The following is a 20,466-nucleotide window of genomic DNA, read 5'->3' as shown; positions in this document are numbered from 1 at the left end:
GGAGGGGGACCGTCAGGAGCGGGCGCGGGCGTCGAGGGCGCGGCGGAGGACGTCGAGGTCGTCCGAGGCCAGCGAACCCGTGAACTGGAGGAGTGCGGCTTCCCGGTCGGAGGCGGCCGCCAGTGCGGTCGACATCAACGACGCGGTCTGCTCTTCACGCGAGTGGGTGGCACGGAACGTCAGTGCGGCGTCCGCGTGCTCCTGCCGTTCCACCGCGCCCTTGCGGCCCAGGCGGTCGAGCACGGTGAGGACGGTCGTGAGTGCGGGACGGGGTTCCGGGAAGGCATCCAGCACCTGTCGTGCCGTCAGTCCGCCGTCGGCGGACCAGAGCGCGTCGAGCACCGCCTGCTCGAGCTGCCCGCGGGGGCGCTGTCTCTGTCCTGCCACGTGGCCACTCTACGAGATGTCGAACCGGTGGCACGGTTCACATGCCCGTAACGCGATCTCGGTAAGATCTCCGCGGACAACAGAACATCGAGGCCGATCACCCGCCGCGGGAGACGCCGCCCGCCGTCGCTCGCCGACGGCCGAGCGGCACCGAAGGAGCATCCTCCCCGCCAATCTCTCAGGTCCAACACCGCAGCGGACAGGCCACTCTGAAAAGCAGACGCCCGTGCTCCATCGGGGCCGGTCGTCTCGCCCACGGTGAAAGCCGCGGACCTCACGGGCCGCGGTGAAACTCTCAGGCCCATGACAGAGGGGGAGTTCCACCCGACGATCGTCGTCGGGTGCCGCCCGGCGCTGGCCGGGCCCTGCGCACGCCAGGAGAACTCCGCAATGTCCTCATCCCTCCGTTCGTCCCCGCTCGAAGCGGCGCACGAGTCGGCCGGTGCCACGTTCACCGACTTCGCCGGCTACCGCATGCCGGTCCGGTACTCGTCCGACCTCGCCGAGCACCACGCCGTCCGCCAGGCCGCGGGTGTCTTCGACCTCTCGCACATGGCGGAGATCGGCGTCACCGGCCCCGACGCCGTGGCCTTCCTCGACCATGCGCTCGCCGGGGCGTTCGGCGCGATGACCGTCGGCCGCGCGAAGTACTCGCTCCTGCTCGAGGAGACGGGCGGGATCCTCGACGACCTCGTCGTCTACCGGGTGTCCGAGCACTCGTACCTCGTCGTCGCGAACGCCGCCAACCGTGCCGTCGCCGTGTCCGCGCTGCAGGAACGCGCCGCGGGCTTCGACGTGCAGGTCAGCGACGACTCCGACACCACCGCGCTCGTCGCGGTCCAGGGCCCAGCGGCCGCCGGGACGCTCGACGAACTCGTGGTCGAGGACCGGCTGCAGCCCGAGTCGCCGCTCGACGAGCTCCGCTACTACCGGGTGCTGCACGCGACGTTCGACGGCGCCGAGGTGCTCGTCGCCCGGACCGGGTACACCGGCGAGGACGGCTTCGAGATCTACAGCGACCCCGACGTCGCGCCGGCGATCTGGGACGCGCTGCTCGACGCCGGTGCGCCGCGTGGCGTGGTGCCCGCCGGGCTCGCCGCGCGCGACACCCTGCGCCTCGAGGCCGGGATGCCGCTCTACGGGCACGAGCTCACGGTGTCCACCCGCCCGGCGCAGGCCGGACTCGGCCGGGTCGTCGCGAAGGACGGGGCGTTCGTCGGTTCGTCGGGTGTCGAGCCCGCGGACGACGCCCCCGTGCTCGTCGGCCTCGTGATGGAGGGCCGCCGTGCCGCCCGCGCCGGGTACCCGGTACTGCTCGACGGCACGGTCGTCGGCTCCGTGACCTCCGGCGCGCTCTCGCCGACGCTCGGGCACCCAGTCGCGATGGCGTTCGTCGACCCGTCCGCGGCCACCGGGGGACAACTCCTCCACATCGACGTCCGCGGAACGGCCATCCCCGCCACCGTCACCGCGTTCCCCTTCTACCGCCGCCCCGCGAAAGGCTGACCCCCATGACCGACCAGACCGCTCTGCAGTACACCAAGGACCACGAGTGGCTCCTCGTCGAGGGTGACGTCGTCACCGTCGGCATCACCGACCACGCCGCCGAGCAGCTCGGTGACGTCGTCTACGTCGAGCTGCCCGCCGTCGGCACCACCGCGACCGCCGGGGACCAGCTCGGTGAGATCGAGTCGACCAAGAGCGTCGGTGAACTCTTCGCCCCCATCGAGGGTGAGGTCATCGAGGTCAACGACGCCGTCGTCGACGCCCCCGACACGGTCAACCAGGACCCGTTCGGCGCCGGCTGGCTCGTGAAGATCAAGGTCGAGGGCACTTCCTTCCCCGAGGACCTGATGGACCACGACGCGTACCGGGCGTCCATCGCATGACGGACACCGACCTGAACCTCCAGACCACGTTCGCGGACCGGCACATCGGGACCACCCCGGCCGACCAGCGCGTCATGCTCGAGACCGTCGGGCACAGCTCGCTCGACGAACTCGTCCGCGCCGCGATCCCGGCCGCGATCCACGCGGCACCCGTCGCGTCGTCGTCGATCCCGGCGGCGATCGGCGAGACCGAGGCGCTCGCCGAACTCCGCACGGCAGCGTCCCGGAACACCGTCCACCGCGCGATGATCGGCCTCGGGTACTACGGCACCCACACGCCCGCCGTGATCCAGCGCAACGTGCTCGAGAACCCGAGCTGGTACACGGCCTACACGCCGTACCAGCCGGAGATCTCGCAGGGGCGCCTCGAAGCGCTCATCAACTTCCAGACGATGGTCGCCGACCTGACCGGCATGGCCACGGCCGGCGCCTCGATGCTCGACGAGGGCACGGCCGTGGTCGAGGGCATGCTCCTCGCCCGGCGCGCGTCCAAGGTGAAGGGCGACGCGTTCCTCGTCGACACCGACCTGCTGCCGCAGACGCGCGCGCTGCTCGAACACCGCGCGGAAGCCGTCGGCATCACCCTGCGTGCGTTCGACGCCGTCGCCGGACCGTCCGACGACCAGCTCGACGGGGCGTTCGGCGTGGTGCTGCAGTACCCGGGCGCCTCCGGACACGTCGTCGACCCGTCCTCGACCATCGAGCGCGTCCACGCGGGCGGCGGGATCGCTGTGGTCGCGGCGGACCTCCTCGCGATGACGCTCCTCGCGAGCCCGGGCGACCTCGGCGCGGACGTCGCCGTCGGCACGTCACAGCGCTTCGGCGTCCCGCTCGGCTTCGGCGGCCCACACGCCGGGTACCTCGCCGTGCGCGCCGGGCTCGAGCGCCAGCTGCCCGGCCGCCTCGTCGGGGTGTCCTTCGACGCTGCCGGCGGGATGGCCTACCGGCTCAGCCTGCAGACCCGCGAGCAGCACATCCGCCGTGAGAAGGCGACCTCGAACATCTGCACCGCGCAGGTGCTCCTCGCCGTGATGGCCTCGATGTACGCGGTCTACCACGGGCCCGAAGGGTTGCGGTTCATCGCGAACCGCGTGGCCCGCACGGCGACGGCGCTCGCCGATGCCGCTCGTGCCGCCGACGTGCGTGTCGTCCACGACGCGTTCTTCGACACCGTCACGCTCAGCATGCCCGGGCGGGCCGAGGCGGTCGTCAGCGCAGCCCACGACGCCGGCTACCTGCTCCACCTCGTCGACGCCGACACCGTGCTGGCCTCCGTCGACGAGACGACCACGCCCGACGACGTCCGTGTGCTGGCGAGCCTCCTCGCCGGTGGCACCGGTCCGGACCAGCGTGCGGTCGAGACCGCCGTGGCGGACGCGGCCCCGAGCCTCCCGTCCGACCTGCTGCGGCAGAGCGAGTACCTGACGCACCCCGTGTTCAGCTCCCACCGGAGCGAGACCCGGATGATGCGCTACCTCAAGCACCTCGCCGACAAGGACTACGCGCTCGACCGCGGCATGATCCCGCTCGGCAGCTGCACGATGAAGCTCAACGCCGCAACCGAGATGGCGGCGGTGACCTGGCCGGAGTTCGCGAACATCCACCCGTTCGCCCCGCGCTCCGACGTCGAGGGCTACCTCGGCATGATCAGCGACCTCGAGACCTGGCTCGCCGAGGTCACCGGGTACGACACCGTCTCCGTCCAGCCGAACGCCGGCAGCCAGGGCGAGCTCGCGGGGCTCCTCGCGATCCGCGGGTACCACCGGTCCCGTGGCGACGAGGCCCGAACGGTCTGCCTCATCCCGTCGAGCGCGCACGGCACGAACGCCGCGTCGGCGGTGCTCGCCGGCATGAAGGTCGTCGTGGTCGCCTGCGACGAGAACGGCAACGTCGAGCTCGCGGACCTCCGCACCCGCGTGGCCGAGCACGCCGACGCACTCGCCGCGCTGATGATCACGTACCCGTCGACCCACGGCGTGTACGAGCACGACATCCGCGAGATCTGCGACGCGGTGCACGACGCGGGCGGTCAGGTCTACGTCGACGGGGCGAACCTCAACGCACTCCTCGGGCACGCGCGGTTCGGGGACTTCGGCGGCGACGTCTCGCACCTCAACCTACACAAGACGTTCTGCATCCCGCACGGCGGCGGCGGCCCGGGCGTCGGTCCGGTCGCGGCGAAGGCGCACCTCGCGCCGTTCCTGCCCGGTCACCCGATGGCCCAGGACGAGGACCGCCGGCCGGGGTCGACCTCGGGCGGGCGCCTGGCGCACGCCGGCGGTCCCGTCTCGGCGGCGCCGTACGGCAGCCCGAGCATCCTCCCGATCACGTGGACGTACGTCCGCATGATGGGGCTCGACGGCCTGACCCGTGCGACGGAGACCGCGGTGCTCGGGGCGAACTACATCGCCGCACGACTCCGTGACGCCTTCCCGGTGCTCTACACGGGGGAGTCCGGCCTCGTCGCGCACGAGTGCATCCTCGACCTCCGACCGCTCCGCGACGCCACCGGCATCACCGTGGACGACGTCGCGAAGCGCCTGGTGGACTACGGCTTCCACGCGCCGACCATGTCGTTCCCGGTCGCCGGCACGCTGATGGTGGAGCCGACCGAGAGCGAAGACCTCGCCGAACTCGACCGCTTCGTCGACGCGATGCTCGCCATCCGCGCCGAGGCCGCCGCCGTCGAACGCGGGGAATGGCCCGCGGACGACAACCCGCTCGTCGGGGCGCCGCACACGGCCGCGTCGGTGATCTCGGGGGAGTGGACGCACGCCTACACGCGGGAGCAGGCGGTGTACCCGCTGCCGGGCATCGCGGAGCGGAAGTACTGGCCGCCGGTGCGCCGCATCGACCAGGCGTACGGGGACCGCAACCTGGTCTGCGCGTGCCCGCCGATCGAGGCGTTCGCGTAGGCCGCAGCCGCAGCCGCAGCCGCAGCCGCAGCCGCACGACCACGGAAGGCCCGGAGCCCCTCGGCTCCGGGCCTTCCGCGCGCCCGGTGCGGGCCGCCGACGTCGCTGCGCAGCCCGGGCTTCCGGCGCCCGCCGACCCCGAACGACATGGTCGCTGTCGTACGACGACCACTTCGTCACCGGTTGTGCGCGCCGGTACTTGCGTGCGCGTTTGGACGACATGGTCGTTGTCGTACGACAGCGAGGTCGTCGTTTCGAGTCCGCCCGCCCGCCCCGCGCCGCGCCCCGCGCCGCCCCGCCCCCGCCGCGCCCCGCGCCAGTGGAGCGGTCCCTTTCGTCCAGGGGATGGATCGTTGCGTCCAGCGACCGCACAGCCCACCCACTGCACCGGGCGAGTCACGCCAGTGACGGCGCGGCAGCGCGCCCGCGTGACACGACCCCCGAAGGGGTGGCACACTGCGAAGAACTCTCCAGGGGTGCAACGAAACCCATGCGCATGCAACAAAACAGCATGTTGGGTGGTGAAACGCGGGTATCTTGCAGCATCTCGCAAGGATCATGCAAGTTGGTTACCAGCGTGTAACCGTTCGGCCCAGGGTTTGGTGGGTTCTCAGCCCACTGCCTACAGTGCAAAGGTCAAACGCGCCTGGCGACACCTCTGTGCCCGGCGCGTCCCATGCACCAGGAGGAACCTTTGATCAAGAAGCGCGCTGGGCTCGCAGCCCTCGCCGTGCTCGGGGCCACAGCAATCGCCCTGGCCGGCTGCTCCAGCAACAGTGGCAGCAGCAGCAGTGACTCGAGCTCCGGCTCGACGAACGCGAGCGGCATCGTCACCACGAACGGCAGCGAGCCCCAGAACCCGCTCATCCCCTCGAACACCACCGAGACCGGTGGTGGCAAGATCATCAACTCGATCTTCGAGGGCCTCCGCTCCTACGACGCCGACGGCAAGCCGGTGAACGAGGTCGCGAAGAGCATCACCACGGACGACTCCAAGACGTTCGACATCAAGCTCAACTCGGGCTGGACCTTCACCAACGGTGAGAAGATCACGTCCGAGTCGTTCACGAAGGCGTGGAACTGGGCGGCGCAGAAGTCGAACGCCCAGGGCGCGAGCTACTACTTCGAGAACATCGAGGGCTACAACGCCGACGCCGACGCGAAGCTCACGGGCCTCAAGACGGTCAGCGACACCGAGTTCACGGTGACGCTGAAGGCGGCGCAGTCGGACTTCCCGCTGTCGCTCGGCTACTCGGCGTTCGTCCCGCTGCCCTCCGTCTTCTACGACGACACCAAGGCCTTCGGTGAGAACCCGATCGGCAACGGTCCGTACAAGCTCGACGGCAAGAGCGCCTGGACGCACAACACGGACATCAAGCTCGTCACCAACAAGGACTACGAGGGCAAGCGCAAGCCGAAGAACGGTGGTCTGACGATCACGTTCTACACCTCGCAGGACACCGCGTACTCCGACGCGCAGGGTGGCAACCTCGACATCCTCGACGCCGTGCCGGACTCGGCCTTCGCGAACTACAAGTCGGACTTCCCCGACTCGAACGTGAACCAGCCTGCGGCGATCTTCCAGGGCATCTACCTGCCCTACTACCTCGACCACTGGAAGGGCAAGGAAGGCGAACTCCGCCGCCAGGCCGTTTCGATGTCGATCAACCGCAAGCAGATCACCTCGAAGATCTTCGACGGCACCCGCACCGCGGCCAGCGACTTCACCTCGCCGGTCATCGACGGCTGGTCGAAGAACCTCGACGGCGCTGACGTCCTCAAGTACAACAAGTCCGAAGCCAAGAAGCTCTGGGCCGAGGCCGACAAGATCTCGCCGTACAACGACACCCTCACCATCTCGTACAACGCCGACGGCGGACACGAGGCGTGGGTGACCGCGGTCACGAACAGCATCTCGAACACGCTGGGCATCAAGGCCGAGGGCAAGGCGTACCCGACCTTCCAGGAAGCGCTGGACGTCCAGACGAACGACAAGCTCACGGGCGGTAGCCGCACCGGTTGGCAGGCCGACTACCCGTCGCTGTACAACTTCCTCGGCCCGACCATGGGTGCCGGTTCGTCGAACAACTACTCGCGCTACGCGTCGACCGAGTACAACGACCTGCTCAAGAAGGGTCAGTCGGCCAGCAGCGTCGATGCCGGCAACAAGATCTTCGACCAGGCCCAGGAGCTCCTGCTCAAGGACCTGCCGGAGATCCCGCTCTGGTACTCGAACGTGACCGGTGTCTGGTCTGCCGACAACGTGTCGAACGTCAAGTTCGGCTGGGACTCGGTGCCGCTGTACTACGACGTCGAGGTCAAGAAGTAACCAACTGAGAGCAGGTATCCTGCCTCAGCAGCACCACCGGACGGGGGTTCGGGAGCCACAGGTTCCCGAGCCCCCGTACCGCGGCGGCACCACCTCCCCACAACCCACAGCGGGCGCCGCCCCCGCGTCGGGCAACCGTGTCACCGCACGGAACGTCCACCCTGACGAAATGACTGTGATCCACATGCTCGCTCCGAACCAGGCGGAGATCTGATGCTCTGGTACCTCGGGAAGCGCCTCCTGCAGCTGATCCCCGTGTTCTTCGGTGCCACGTTCCTCATCTACTTCATGGTGTTCTCCCTCCCCGGGGACCCCATCGCAGCGCTCTTCGGCGACCACCAGCCGTCGCCGCAGGTGATCGAACAGATCCGCGCGCAGTACAACCTCGACAAGCCGTTCATCATCCAGTACCTGCTCTGGATCGGCGGCGTGTTCCGCGGCGACCTCGGGATGACCTACTCGGGCATCCCGGTCAGCCAGCAGCTCGCGCAGGCCTTCCCGATCACGGCCCGGCTCGCGATCCTGTCGCTCGTCTTCGAGGCCGTCGCCGGCATCGTCGTCGGTGTCATCGCCGGCCTCAAGAAGGGCAAGTGGTTCGACGCCACCGCGCTCGTCGTGTCGCTGCTGCTCATCTCGGTCCCGACCTTCGTCGTCGGCTTCGTGCTGCAGTACGTCTTCGGCATCAACCTGGGGCTGTTCCGCGTGACGGTCTCCGGTGACGCGCCGTGGTCCGAGCTCGTGCTCCCGGCGATCGTGCTGGCATCGGTGTCGTTCGCCTACATCGTCCGCCTGACCCGGGCGAGTATCGCGGAGAACATGAGTGCCGACTTCGTCCGCACCGCGACGGCGAAGGGCCTCCCGCGTCGCCGCGTGATCGGTGTGCACATCTTCCGGAACTCGCTCATCCCGGTGGTGACGTACCTCGGCATCGACATCGGCAACCTGATGGTCGGCGCGATCGTGACCGAGGGCATCTTCAACATCCACGGCGTCGGCGGCACGGTCTACCAGGCCGTCAAGCTCGGCCAGGGCCCCACCGTGGTGTCCTTCGTCGCCGTGATGGTCATCATCTTCATGCTCGCCAACCTCCTGGTCGACCTGCTGTACGCCGTCCTGGACCCGAGGATCCGCTATGCCAAGTAACACCGAATCGCGCTCGGCGACGCACTACGTCGCGCCGCTCGAGGAGACGCCGCTCCAGGCGATCGACAACGTCAACGAGGACGAGAAGGCACGGTCGCTCTGGACCGACGCCTGGGAGTCCATGCGCACCCGTCCGACCTTCTGGGTCTCGTCGATCCTGATCGTGCTGATCATCGTCGTCGCGGTGTTCCCCGGGCTCTTCACGCACATCGACCCCCGTGCGTCGAACCTCAACAACAGCGACGAGGGCCCGCGCGCCGGGCACATCCTCGGCTTCACGCGTCAGGGCTACGACACGTACGCCCGCGTGATCTGGGGTGCCCGCAACTCGCTGATCGTCGGCATCGTCGCGACCGTCCTGGTCTCGGTCGTCGGCATCGTGATCGGCGCCCTGGCCGGCTTCTTCGGCGGCTGGCTGGACACGATCGTGTCCCGCATCGGTGACATCTTCTTCTCGATCCCCACCGTCCTCGGTGCGATCGTGATCATGTCCGTGATCCCGGCCCGCAACGCCCTCACGGTGTCGCTGGTGCTCGCCGCCTTCGCCTGGCCGCAGATCGCCCGCATCATGCGTGGCGCGGTGCTCAGTGCGAAGCAGGCCGACTACGTCACCGCCTCGGCGGCGCTCGGGGTCAGCCGCGTCAAGACGCTCGTGCGCCACGTCATCCCGAACTCGCTCGCACCGGTCATCGTCGTCGCGACGGTGTCCCTCGGCACGTTCATCGTCGCGGAGGCCACGCTGTCCTTCCTCGGCATCGGTCTCCCGCCGTCGGCACTGAGCTGGGGCCTCGACATCGGCGCCGCACAGTCCTCCATCCGGACCAACCCGGCGACGATCTTCTGGCCGTCCGCCGCCCTGTCCATCACCGTGCTCGCGTTCCTCCTCCTCGGTGACGTGGTCCGCGACGCACTCGACCCGAAGGCGAGGGCCCGCCGATGAGCGAGACTCTGACCGAGACGACGGCCCGTCGCGCCGGCAACAGCGGCGCCCCGCTCCTCGAGATCTCCGGGCTCCAGATCGGCTTCAAGACCCAGAGCGGCTTCGTGCAGGCCGTCCGTGGCGTCGACTTCACCCTCGAGCAGGGCGAACGCCTCGCGATCGTGGGCGAGTCCGGCTCCGGCAAGTCGACGAGCGCCCAGGCGATCATCAAGCTCCTGCCCGGCGCCGGCCAGGTGACCGGCGGGTCGATCAAGTTCAACGGTCGCGAGCTCGTCGGTCTCTCCGACAAGGAGATGTCCGAGATCCGCGGCAAGGAGATCGGCTACGTCCCGCAGGACCCGATGTCGAACCTCAACCCGCTGTGGACCATCGGGTTCCAGGTCGAGGAGGCGATCCGTGCGAACGGCATGGCCGTCGGCAAGAAGGCCGTCCGCGAGCGTGCGATCGAGGTCCTGAAGGAAGCGGGCCTCGGCGACGCCGCGAACCGCCTCAAGCAGTACCCGCACGAGTTCTCCGGCGGCATGCGCCAGCGCGTGCTCATCGGCATCGGCCTGTCGAGCCGCCCGCAGCTGCTCATCGCGGACGAGCCGACCAGCGCCCTGGACGTCACCGTGCAGCGCGTCATCCTCGACCACCTCGAGACGCTGACTCGTGACTTCGGCACGAGCGTGCTCTTCATCACGCACGACCTCGGCCTCGCCGCCGAGCGCGCCGAGAAGCTCGTCGTGATGTACAAGGGCCAGGTCGTCGAGGCGGGTCCGTCGAAGGAGATCCTCGGCAACCCGCAGCACCCGTACACGCAGCGCCTGGTCGCTGCGGCGCCGTCGCTGGCGAGCCGTCGCATCCAGTCCAAGGTGCAGCACGCGCACGTCGACATCGCCGACGCCGGCAGCGACGACGCCGAGCTGATCGCCCGCGCCCAGGAGCGCGAGCACCAGCCGGCGAAGGACCTCATCGTGGTGAAGAACCTCGAGAAGGTCTACAAGCTGCGCGGCAAGAACCTCGCGAGCCGTGAGCTGAAGGCCGTCGACGACGTGTCGTTCTCGATCCCGAAGGGCACCACCATGGCGCTCGTCGGCGAGTCCGGCTCTGGCAAGTCCACGGTCGCCAAGCTCGTGCTCCAGCTCGAGGACATCACGAGCGGCAGCGTGCAGTTCGACGGCATCGACATCGGGGCGCTGAAGGGCAAGGAGCTCTTCGACTTCCGCCGTCGCGTGCAGCCGGTGTTCCAGGACCCGTACGGGTCGCTGGACCCGATGTACAACGTCGGGAACACCATCGCCGAGCCGCTCGTCACGCACCGCATCGGGGACAAGGCCTCGCGCCGTGCCCGGGTGCGTGAGCTCCTCGACCAGGTGGCCCTGCCGGCATCGATGGTGAACCGCTACCCGAACGAGCTCTCCGGCGGTCAGCGACAGCGCATCGCCGTCGCCCGTGCGCTGGCGCTCAAGCCCGAGGTCATCGTGCTCGACGAGGCGGTCTCCGCCCTCGACGTGCTCGTCCAGGGCCAGATCCTCGACCTGCTCACGGAGCTGCAGTCGGAGCTCGGCCTGACCTACCTGTTCATCACGCACGACCTCGCGGTCGTCCGCCTCGTCGCGGACAACGTGTGCGTGATGCGCAAGGGCCAGATCGTGGAGAAGGCGACGACCGACGAGGTCTTCGCCAACCCGCGCGAGCAGTACACCAGGGACCTCCTCGCGGCGATCCCGGGTGCGTCCTTCGAGTTCGGGCGCTGATCGACCTGACGAACGACGAGGCCGGACGACCGATCGTCCTCCGCGGTGGCCGCGGGGGACTGGTGTCGTCCGGCCTCGTCGCGTTCCTGGGGCTCGCCCTGCTCGTCGACGCGGCGGTCCGGGGCAGCTGGGACGTGGTCCTGCACGCCGTCGGACCGATCGCGGTCATCGTCTGGGGCGTCTGGGTGCTCATGGTCCAGCCGTCCGTCCGGGTCACCGCCGACCGCCTGACGGTGGTCAACCCGCTCCGGGTGACGGTGGTGCCGTGGGGCGCGGTCGCGGACGTCCGGCTGCGGTACCAGATCGTCGTCGAGACCACCGAGCCGCGGAAGCTGACCTGCTGGGGCGGTCCGACCCTGCCCCGGCCGAAGCCCGCCCGGCGCGGCGAGCGGCCCGTGATGCCGACCTCCGCCGAGCTCTCGGTCGTCCTCGACGCCTGGGCGCTCGCACGCGACCGCGGCGCGGCCGACGGCGAAGTGGTCCGGTCCTGGGACCGTACGGCCGTCGTCTCCGGCGTGGTCGCGGTGCTCCTGCTGGTCCTCGCCCTGGTCGCCTGACCAGAGCACGTCACGTCAGGAGATGACGGACGGGAGGCTCCGCACCGGTCCGGTGCGGAGCCTCCCGTCTGTCAGGTGGAGACGTGACCGCCGCTACACGGCCGCAACCGCGCGCTGCGTGAGCAGGTCGTTCTGGTCGGTCTGGATGCACGCCACGCCACGGCCGTGCACGGCCTGCAGGGCCGGGTCGATGCTGCGGCACTGCTCCTGCCGGGTCTCGTCGAGGAGCTGGTAGAGCGGGCACCGGGTGCGGAACCGGCACCCGTCGACCCGCTCGGTCGGCGACGGCAGGTCGCCCTCGAGCAGGATCCGGCCGCGTGCGGCCTCGGCGTCGGGGTCCGGGACGGGCACCGCGGACAGCAGCGCCCGCGTGTAGGGGTGCTGCGGGTCGTCGAAGACCAGGTCGCCCTCGCCGTACTCGACGATGCGACCGAGGTACATCACCGCGACGTCGTCGGCGATGTGCCGGACGACCGACAGGTCGTGCGCCACGAACAGGTACGACAGGCCCAGGCGGTGCTTCAGGTCCTCGAGGAGGTTGATGACACCGGCCTGCACCGAGACGTCGAGCGCGGAGACGGGTTCGTCGAGCACCAGGATCTTCGGCTCGACGATGAGCGCCCGGGCGATGCCGATGCGCTGCCGCTGGCCGCCGGAGAACTCGTGCGGGAACCGGTCGATGTAGCTCGGCTCGAGGCCCACCAGCGCCAGGGAGTCCTGCACACGCTGGCGGATCTCGGCCTTCGGGACACCCTGCACGGTGAGCGGTTCCCCGATCACCGAGCCGATGTCGAGCCGGGGGTCGAGCGACGCCATCGGGTCCTGGAAGACGACCTGGATGTCGCTCCGCAGCGCGAGACGGTCGCGCTTGCTCAGCGTGGCGGTGTCGACGCCGTTCACGGTGATGGAGCCCTGCTGGGCGCCCGCGAGCTCGAGGATCTCCATGATCGTCGTCGTCTTGCCGCAGCCGGACTCGCCGACCAGGCCGAGGACCTTGCCGCGCTTGAGCTCGAGCGAGATGCCGTCGACCGCGTGGACCTCGCCGATCCGCCGACGGAAGACCGCGCCCTTGGTGAGCGGGAAGGTCTTCACGACGTCGTCGAGTCGCAGGACCACGTCGTCGCCGTGGTCCGTCGCGGCCTCTTCGATGTCGTCCGGGCGGGGGAAGATCTCGGAGCGCTCGAGGGTGCCCGCGGCGATCTCGTCGCGGCGGATGCACGCGGCGGTGTGGTCGGGCAGTACGGCGGGGGCGGCGACCGTCGCGCCGGTGGCCAGGTCGGCGACGGAGCCGGGGACGGTCTCCCCGACGGTACCGGCGCCGGCGTTCGTGATGCTCGGCGCCAGGAGTGCCGGTTCGCCGTCACGGCAGGCGTCGATCGCGGCCGGGCAGCGGTCGGCGAACGGACACCCCGTCGGCTGCTGCGTGAGGAGCGGCGGGCGGCCCTCGAGCGGCACGAGCCGCTCCGTGCGGGGCGCCGACATGTTCGGCATCGACCGGAGCAGGCCGATCGTGTACGGCATCACCGGTTCGCGGAACAGGGTCTGCACGGGCGCCGTCTCGACGATCCGGCCGGCGTACATCACGGCGACCCGGTCGGCGTTGCCCGCGACGACCCCGAGGTCGTGGGTGATCAGCACCACGGCGGCGCCGGTCATGTCCTTCGCGGTCTGCAGCACGTCGAGGATCTGCGCCTGGATCGTCACGTCGAGCGCGGTGGTCGGCTCGTCCGCGATGATGAGCTTCGGGTCGTTCGCGATCGCGATGGCGATCATCGCGCGCTGCCGCATGCCGCCGGAGAACTCGTGCGGGAACGCGTCGAGCCGCCGGGCGGGGTTCGGGATGCCGACGACGCGGAGGAGCTCCTCCGCGCGGGTCCGGGCGGCGTGCGCGGTGAGCGACCGGTCGTGCAGGCGGAGCCCCTCGACGATCTGCTGCCCGATCGTGTACACCGGCGTGAGCGCGGACAGCGGGTCCTGGAACACCATCGCGATGTCCCGGCCGCGGAGCTTCGACATCTCGCGGTCGTTCAGGCCGACGAGCTCCTGCCCGTCGTACTTGATGCTGCCCCCGACCTGCGCCGAGGAGGGCAGCAGACCCATCACGGCCATCGAGGACACCGACTTGCCGGAGCCCGACTCGCCGACGATGCCGAGGAACTCGCCCTGACGGACCTCGTAGTCGACGCCGCGGACGGCGTACACGGGGCGCGAGTTCGCGTTGAACGTGACGGAGAGGTCCGAGACGGAGAGCAGGGGGTCAGTCACGGTTGGCTCCGGAGGTGGGGTCGATGGCGTCGCGCAGGGCGTCGCCGAGCAGGCTCGTGGACAGGACGGTGGCGACGAGGGTCGCGGCGGGGAGGACGAACAGCCACGGCCGGGTCACCGCCGACTGGCTGCCGGCGGCGAGCAGCGTGCCGAGCGAGACGTCCGGCACCTGGATGCCGAAGCCGAAGAAGCTCAGCGTGCTCTCCGCCAGGATCATCGCGCCGACGCCGAGCGTGGCGTCGATGATCAGCAGCGAGGCGACGTTCGGCAGGATGTGCCGGCGGATGATCGTGGACGACGGGACGCCCATGAACCGAGCTGCCTTGACGTAGTCGCGCTCCCGCAGCGACATCGTCTGCCCGCGGATCACGCGGGCCATGATCATCCAGTTGAAGATCGCCAGGCCGACGATGAGCGCCACCCAGGTGAGGTTCTTGAACACCGGGCTGAGGAGCACGAGCGCGTAGAACGACGGGATCACGAGCAGCAGGTCGATCGCCCAGACGATCGCCCGGTCGGCGAACCCGCCGAAGTACCCCGCGATCGCACCGACGATGCCGGCGATCAGCGTCGAACCGGGGCCGGCGATGAGGCCGATCAGCAGCGACTTCTGCAGGCCGACGAGGGTCTGCGCGTAGATGTCCTGGCCGATGTCGTTCGTGCCGAACCAGTGCGACGCGCTCGGGCCCATGCCGAACGCGAGCCCGTCGGAGTCCACCGAGTTCCATTGGTAGAGCAGCGGGCCGACGAAGGCCCACAGGATGATGAGCAGCAGCGCCGTCGCACCGATCCGGGCGCGCCAGGTGCTGAGCACCTTCCGCCAGAACGGCGTCCGTCGGCTGGTGGCGTCGACGACGTGCGCGGGCACCCCGGCGTTGCCGTCGCCCGGGTCACCGGCGGTGGTCGTGGTGGTGGGGTCGAGAAGCGACACGGGTCACACCCTCACTCGCGGGTCGAGCGCCGCGTACAGGAGATCGGCGAGCGTCCCGGCGATGAGCACCAGGATCGCCGTGAACAGGATCGTCCCGGCCGCTGCGTTGATGTCGTTGTTGGTGATGCTGGTGACGAAGTACTCGCCCATCCCGTGCCAGCTGAACACGAGCTCGGTGACGCTCGCGCCGGTCAGGATCAGACCGAACGAGTACGCGAAGAACGTGGACATCGGGATGAGCGCGACCCGGACACCGTGCCGCATGATCGCGGAGCCGCGGGTGCGGCCCTTCGAGCGGGCGGTGCGGATGAAGTCGTTCGACAGGACGTCGAGCATCGCGGACCGCTGGTACCGCGAGTAGCTGGCGATCGCACCGATGGTGAGCGAGATCGTCGGGAGCAGCAGGTGGACGAGCCGGTCGCCGAGGTTGGCGAAGAAGCCGCCTCCGTAGCCGGGCGTGTACTCGCCCGTGAAGCGGATCACCTGCGACCCGACGGCGCTGTTCAGCCCGGTCGCGAGGATCATCAGCACGACCGCGATGACGAACACCGGCGTCGCGAGGACCGCGAACGAGAGGTACGTGGACACCTGGTCGGAGGTCTTGTACTGCCGCACCGCGTTCCACACGCCGAGCAGGACACCGAGGATCGCGCCGAGCAGCGCGCCGATGATGAGCAGCCGGAGGCTCGTGCCGGAGCGGGCGATGATGTCCGCCGTCACCTCGGTGTTCCGCGTGCTGATCCCGAGCGACCCGTGGGTGACGAGGTCCACCCACCAGTTCCAGGTCCGCACCAGGACGGGCACCCCGGGGTCGGCGCCGATCTTCGCGAGCGACGCGTCGATCGTGTTCTGCGGGACCGGGGGGTTCCGTCCGTAGAAGCGAGCTGCCGGATTGAGCGTCGTGCTGGCCAGGATGTATCCCAGCGTCGTCGCGACGATCGTCAGGATCACGTAGTTGACGATCCGTTTCGCGATGAATGCGAGCATTGGCGGTTCCCAGGGGTCGATTGACCGTCCGGCCGGACGGCGCTGTCGGTGGGGACAGCGTAGCCGCCCCGGAGTCATGCTCAGGACGACGGCCGCAACGCTAGACAACGACTGTTACGGACTTGTTTCGATTCCGTACGACCATTCACGGCAACGGCCAAGGTGTGGCTAGGGTCAACTCCCAACAGCCACGGCGACGGGGGTCGCCGTGTTCAGCGCGATCCGCGCGAAACAACGAAAGGGAATCCTCGCCATGCGAATGAGGATCAAAGCAACAGCCGTGTTCGCCGTCGCGGCGGCTTCGGCCATCGTGCTCGCGGGCTGCTCCGGCGGCGGGACGGCTGGTGACGACAGCTCGGCGGTCGCGTCGTCGTCACTGAAGTCGACCGGGTGGAGCACCGCCGATCGCGCCTCGGTCAAGGACGGCGGCTCGCTCACGCTGCCGATCGACTCGGCGCCCGCCAACTGGCAGATCAGCAACCTGGACTCCGGCACCGTCGACGACCAGACGATCGCCGGCACCTACCTCCCGAGCTTCATCCAGTTCAAGGAGAACGGTGAGTGGGAGGCGAACAAGGACTACGTCGACTCGATCAAGCTGACGAAGGACTCGCCCCAGACGGTCGAGATCAAGATCAACCCCAAGGCGGTCTGGTCCGACGGCACCCCGATCACCGAGAAGGACGTCGCGGCGAACTGGAAGGCGCTCAACGGCACCGACCCGGCCTTCGCGCCGCTCGCCACCAACGTCTGGGAAGACGTCGACTCGGTGAAGCAGGGCTCCAGCGCGCAGGACGTCCTCATCACCTTCTCGAAGGTGAACGCGGACTGGCCGTCGGTGTTCTCCTCGATCTACCCCTCCTGGGCGGTCGACACCCCCGACCACTTCAACAAGGCGTGGGCCAAGGGCCCGTACGCGGCCGACGGCAAGACCTACGTCTCCGGTGGTCCGTACATCGTCAAGTCCTTCGACGCCAACGGCGGCGTCGTGACCTTCGCGAAGAACCCGAAGTGGTGGGGTGACGCGCCGAAGCTCGACACGATCATCTTCAAGACGGTCTCCCGTGACGGCGTCGCCCAGGCGTACGCCAACAAGGAGCTCGACGCCTTCAACCTGAACGGCAGCGCGGACAACTACAAGACCGCGAACTCCCGCTCGGACTCGAAGATCGAGCGCTCGCTCGGCACCACGCAGCGCCAGATCACGCTGAACGGCACCGCCGACGTGTTCAAGGACCAGGACGTCCGTCAGGCGTTCGCGCAGGCGATCAACCGCAAGGTCCTCTCGCAGGCGATCCTGTCGCCGGTGAAGAGCCCGGGTGGCGTGCTGAACAGCCTCACCTACCTGCCCGGCCAGAAGGGCTACACCGACCACGCGACCAGCGTGTACGGCTACAGCACCGCCAAGGCGAAGTCGAAGCTCGAGGACGCCGGGTACAAGATCGGCTCCGACGGCTACGCGACCAAGGGCGGCAAGACGCTCGAGGTCCGGTTCGTGATCCCCTCGGACAACCCGAACTCGGCCAACATCGCGCAGCTCGTGCAGCAGCAGACGAAGGCCGCCGGCTTCAAGGTGACGATCGACACCGTCCCGACCGATGACTTCTTCACGAAGTACATCACCACGGACGGCCGCGACTTCGACGCCACGTACTTCGCCTGGCAGGGCACGCCGTTCCCGGTGTCCTCGCTGAAGTCGATCTACTACCCGGCCGACGCCGGTCAGAACTACTCCGGCGTGACGGACTCGTCGCTCGGTGCCGCGTGGGACAAGGCGAACGCCGAGCTCGACGCCACGAAGCGCATCGCCGACGCGAACGCGATCGACAAGAAGATCGTCAAGGTCGCCGGCACCATCCCGCTGTTCGCCGAGCCCTACGCCTGGGGTGTGCGGAAGGACCTCGTGAACTACGGTCCGGCACAGTTCCAGCAGTACTCGGTCAAGTGGCAGGACGTGGGCTACAAGAAGTAACCAGCACCACCAGCGAGGGGCGCGTCACCACGGTGACGCGCCCCTCGTCGTCCACGTTCCCTGCCCCGCCCCCGTCCCGTGCAGCGGGTCGAATCGCGCGTAGGGAGTCGAATCGCGCGTAGGGGGTCGGTTCTTTCGACCCGGTACGCGCGATTCGCCTTTCCAACGCGCGTGAGATGGGTGGGAACGTGCGTGGGCAGCGGACGGGAGGCTCGTGGCGGCGCCGCCACGAGCCTCCGGACCGGTGTGGGGTCGCGCCGGGCCGGTCAGAGGCGGGCGGCGGAGAGCGACGCGGCGATGCCGAGGACGATCATCGCGAGGACGGACCACCCGTGCAGCCGGTGCGTGATCGGCTGCCGGGCCACGGACGCCGGGGGTGGGCCGTCCTGCGGGGCGGCCTCGGGGACGAACGCGAGCACCTCGGCGGCCGCGGCGTCGACGCTGACCGGCACCGAGCCTCCCGGCCGGTCGACGCGCAGGCGTGCCGTGGGACGCGGCGCGATCCACGTGCGCCGGTCGGGCTCGTTCGACTGGATCTCCAGGCCGTACTTCGTCCGCACCCCGGTGACCCGCGGCCAGGCGTAGGTGGAGGTGCGGCGGACGTCGACGACCACGAGCGCATCCGCGGTGAGCTCGAGCCGCGGACGCCAGAGCACGGCCCACGCGACGAACGCGACGAAGACGCTCGGGACCGGGACGAGCCACGCGGACGTGTCCCCGCGGCCCACGAAGCCGAGGACGACCAGCACGACCGCGACGACCCAGAGCACGACGGCGAGCGTCCGCATGCCGGGAGCGACGATCCGTGCGGGCTCGGGCGTGGGGGAGTCGCTCATGCGCTCAATCGTAGGAGAGCGAGAGATGCGAGAGTGCCTCCCCGGGAACGTCGGCTGAGCGGACGTGAAACGCCTTGCGCGTACCAGCTGACGACCCGATTTCCCGGGGAGGCCGATCCATCAGGATCTCTCGTACACAAAGCGTCCCGGACTCCGCTTCGAGAGTCAATACCCCACGAGAAGAAAAAACGAGAATCGACACGCCGGGGACGAACAAGAAATATGCGTATGTACCTATCCGACGAGCAGTTCGATCTGTTCGCGGATGATCTCGGCCTTGGGGAAGCGCAATCCGACCAGTCCGACGTGCCGCCAGCGGACGATCCCGTCGGGACCGATCACGAACACGGACCGGCGGAGGCCGATGCCCGGGGCGTTCACGCCGTAGTCGCGGATGACGGAGCCGGCGGTGTCGCTGAGCAGCGGGAAGGTGAGTGAGGAACCGCGAGCGAAGGCCTCGTGCGAGTCGAGCGCCTGCGGGCTGATGCCCCACACCACGGCGCCGAGGTCCCCGAACTCGTCGAGCTCCTCCTGGTAGCTGCAGAGCTGGGCGGTGCAGACGGGGGTGGCGTCCCCCGGGTAGAAGGCGAGCACGACCGTCCGGCCGATCTCGGAGTCGATCGCGAACTCGCCGTCGGTCCGCACCCCGTCGCGGACGATCATGCCCGGCAGGGTGAACCTCGGTGCCGGATCGCCGACCGCGGGGATGCTCATGTGCTCACGGTAGGGCCGGGGGAGGGGAGCCGACCCTCGCCGCGCTGTGTGGTGGCTGTGGGAATCAGGAGAACAGCTGCGGGAACGCGTGGGCGACCCACGGGTAGCCCACGAACACCGCGGCGTCGAGCAGGCAGTGCGTGACGATCAGGGGCATCAGCCGTCCCCACTTCGTGTAGATCCAGCCGAACGCGATGCCCATCACGGCGTTGCCGACGAACGCGCCGAAGCCCTGGTAGAGGTGGTAGCTGCCGCGGAGCACCGCGGTGGAGAGGATGATCTGCCACCGGCCCCACCCGATCTCGCCGAGGCGGGCGTACAGGTAGCCGACGACGATCACCTCCTCCTGCAGCCCGGACCGGATCGCCGAGAGCAGCAGCACCGGGATCGTCCACCAGTAGGAGTCGAGCGCCGCCGGGTTCACGTTCACGGTGAACCCGAGTGCGCGGCCCGTGAAGTAGAGCGCGAGCCCGGGGATCCCGATGCACAGCGCGATGAGCACCGGCCCGCCGAGGTCCGGCTTCACCCGGAACCGGTCGATGCCGAGCCGGGCCAGGTGTGGGCGGGTGGTCGACCACAGCAGGTAGCAGACCAGCGCGACCGGGGCCAGGTCCACCGCGATGCCGACGAGCTGCCGGGCGAGGTCCACGTACTGCACGGTCGTGGTCGAGGAGTTGAGCGCGGTGGACTGCTGGCCGAGCGGGGTGGTCTGCGACAGGTCGTCGATGATCTGCAGCACCGAGTAGAGCGCGCTGCCGCCGAGCGAGAGCATGAGCACGATCGTGATCTCGACCCACGTTCGCCGTCGGCTCATGCGCTGTACTCCTGTCGGTTGCGAACTACCGGTAGACTGGTGTGTCGG

General features: G+C 69.2%; 16 protein-coding genes and 1 riboswitch. Of the genes, 9 read left to right on the top strand and 7 right to left on the bottom strand.

Annotation, left to right across the window (positions count from 1 at the left end):
• Positions 1-12: 12 nt before the first annotated feature.
• Positions 13-387 (bottom strand): BlaI/MecI/CopY family transcriptional regulator, encoded by a 375-nt coding sequence (locus EDF27_RS10495; RefSeq protein ID WP_123654131.1) that lies wholly within the window; start codon positions 385-387, stop codon positions 13-15.
• A gap of 199 nt (positions 388-586) precedes the next feature.
• Positions 587-707, top strand: a riboswitch (glycine riboswitch).
• Positions 708-777: 70 nt separating this feature from the next.
• On the opposite strand from EDF27_RS10495, the gene gcvT reads away from it, so the two are divergent.
• The 8 genes from gcvT (at position 778) to EDF27_RS10455 (ending at position 11,899) form a co-directional block, all read left to right on the top strand.
• Complete coding sequence (gene gcvT, locus EDF27_RS10490; protein ID WP_132048679.1) at positions 778-1,893, top strand: glycine cleavage system aminomethyltransferase GcvT; 1,116 nt, start codon at positions 778-780, stop codon at positions 1,891-1,893.
• Positions 1,894-1,898: 5 nt separating this feature from the next.
• Positions 1,899-2,276 (top strand): glycine cleavage system protein GcvH, encoded by a 378-nt coding sequence (gcvH, locus tag EDF27_RS10485; protein ID WP_123654129.1) that lies wholly within the window; start codon positions 1,899-1,901, stop codon positions 2,274-2,276.
• Complete coding sequence (gene gcvP / locus EDF27_RS10480; RefSeq protein WP_123654128.1) at positions 2,273-5,191, top strand: aminomethyl-transferring glycine dehydrogenase; 2,919 nt, start codon at positions 2,273-2,275, stop codon at positions 5,189-5,191. The genes gcvH and gcvP overlap by 4 nt, the downstream gene beginning before the upstream one ends.
• 694 nt (positions 5,192-5,885) lie before the next feature.
• Positions 5,886-7,520, top strand: coding sequence for an ABC transporter substrate-binding protein (locus EDF27_RS10475; RefSeq protein WP_132048677.1), 1,635 nt, complete (start codon positions 5,886-5,888; stop codon positions 7,518-7,520).
• Positions 7,521-7,733: 213 nt separating this feature from the next.
• A complete protein-coding gene (locus EDF27_RS10470) occupies positions 7,734-8,663 on the top strand; it encodes an ABC transporter permease (RefSeq protein ID WP_123654126.1) in 930 nt (309 codons plus the stop codon).
• Positions 8,653-9,603 carry an ABC transporter permease gene (locus EDF27_RS10465; RefSeq protein WP_123654125.1) on the top strand — a complete coding sequence of 317 codons (951 nt, stop codon included), beginning with the start codon at positions 8,653-8,655 and terminating at the stop codon, positions 9,601-9,603. Before EDF27_RS10470 ends, EDF27_RS10465 begins: the two co-directional genes overlap by 11 nt.
• Positions 9,600-11,342 (top strand): ABC transporter ATP-binding protein, encoded by a 1,743-nt coding sequence (locus tag EDF27_RS10460; RefSeq protein ID WP_123654124.1) that lies wholly within the window; start codon positions 9,600-9,602, stop codon positions 11,340-11,342. The genes EDF27_RS10465 and EDF27_RS10460 overlap by 4 nt, the downstream gene beginning before the upstream one ends.
• A 62-nt stretch (positions 11,343-11,404) precedes the next feature.
• Complete coding sequence (locus EDF27_RS10455) at positions 11,405-11,899, top strand: PH domain-containing protein (RefSeq protein WP_123703070.1); 495 nt, start codon at positions 11,405-11,407, stop codon at positions 11,897-11,899.
• A gap of 93 nt (positions 11,900-11,992) precedes the next feature.
• Here EDF27_RS10455 and EDF27_RS10450 read toward each other — a convergent pair whose 3' ends face one another.
• From EDF27_RS10450 to EDF27_RS10440, 3 genes are read right to left on the bottom strand one after another with little or no spacing between them, the layout of a single operon-like run.
• A complete protein-coding gene (locus EDF27_RS10450; protein WP_123654122.1) occupies positions 11,993-14,164 on the bottom strand; it encodes an ABC transporter ATP-binding protein in 2,172 nt (723 codons plus the stop codon).
• The gene (locus tag EDF27_RS10445; protein ID WP_132048675.1) at positions 14,157-15,095 is read right to left on the bottom strand and encodes an ABC transporter permease; all 939 of its coding nucleotides are present in this window, start codon (positions 15,093-15,095) and stop codon (positions 14,157-14,159) included. The genes EDF27_RS10450 and EDF27_RS10445 overlap by 8 nt, the downstream gene beginning before the upstream one ends.
• Before the next feature lie 3 nt (positions 15,096-15,098).
• Positions 15,099-16,082, bottom strand: a complete 984-nt coding sequence (locus EDF27_RS10440; protein WP_123654120.1) for an ABC transporter permease — start codon at positions 16,080-16,082, stop codon at positions 15,099-15,101.
• A gap of 253 nt (positions 16,083-16,335) precedes the next feature.
• Between EDF27_RS10440 and EDF27_RS10435 the strand changes: the two genes are divergently transcribed.
• On the top strand, positions 16,336-18,054 hold the full coding sequence (locus EDF27_RS10435) for an ABC transporter family substrate-binding protein (RefSeq protein WP_123654119.1): 1,719 nt from the start codon (positions 16,336-16,338) through the stop codon (positions 18,052-18,054).
• A 266-nt stretch (positions 18,055-18,320) separates the two neighbouring features.
• Here EDF27_RS10435 and EDF27_RS10430 read toward each other — a convergent pair whose 3' ends face one another.
• From EDF27_RS10430 to EDF27_RS10420, 3 genes are all read right to left on the bottom strand, one after another.
• Entirely contained in the window at positions 18,321-18,890 is a 570-nt protein-coding gene (locus tag EDF27_RS10430) for a PH domain-containing protein (protein ID WP_123654118.1), read from the bottom strand.
• A 234-nt stretch (positions 18,891-19,124) separates the two neighbouring features.
• A complete protein-coding gene (locus EDF27_RS10425; RefSeq protein ID WP_132048673.1) occupies positions 19,125-19,604 on the bottom strand; it encodes a peroxiredoxin in 480 nt (159 codons plus the stop codon).
• Between the two features lie 64 nt (positions 19,605-19,668).
• Positions 19,669-20,418, bottom strand: coding sequence for a CPBP family intramembrane glutamic endopeptidase (locus tag EDF27_RS10420; protein ID WP_123703062.1), 750 nt, complete (start codon positions 20,416-20,418; stop codon positions 19,669-19,671).
• Positions 20,419-20,466 lie beyond the last annotated feature (48 nt).

Source organism: Curtobacterium sp. PhB136, assembly GCF_004346855.1.
GTDB lineage: Bacteria > Actinomycetota > Actinomycetes > Actinomycetales > Microbacteriaceae > Curtobacterium.
Note: the sequence above shows the minus strand (reverse complement) of the source record. Positions and strands in the feature narration are given on the sequence as shown.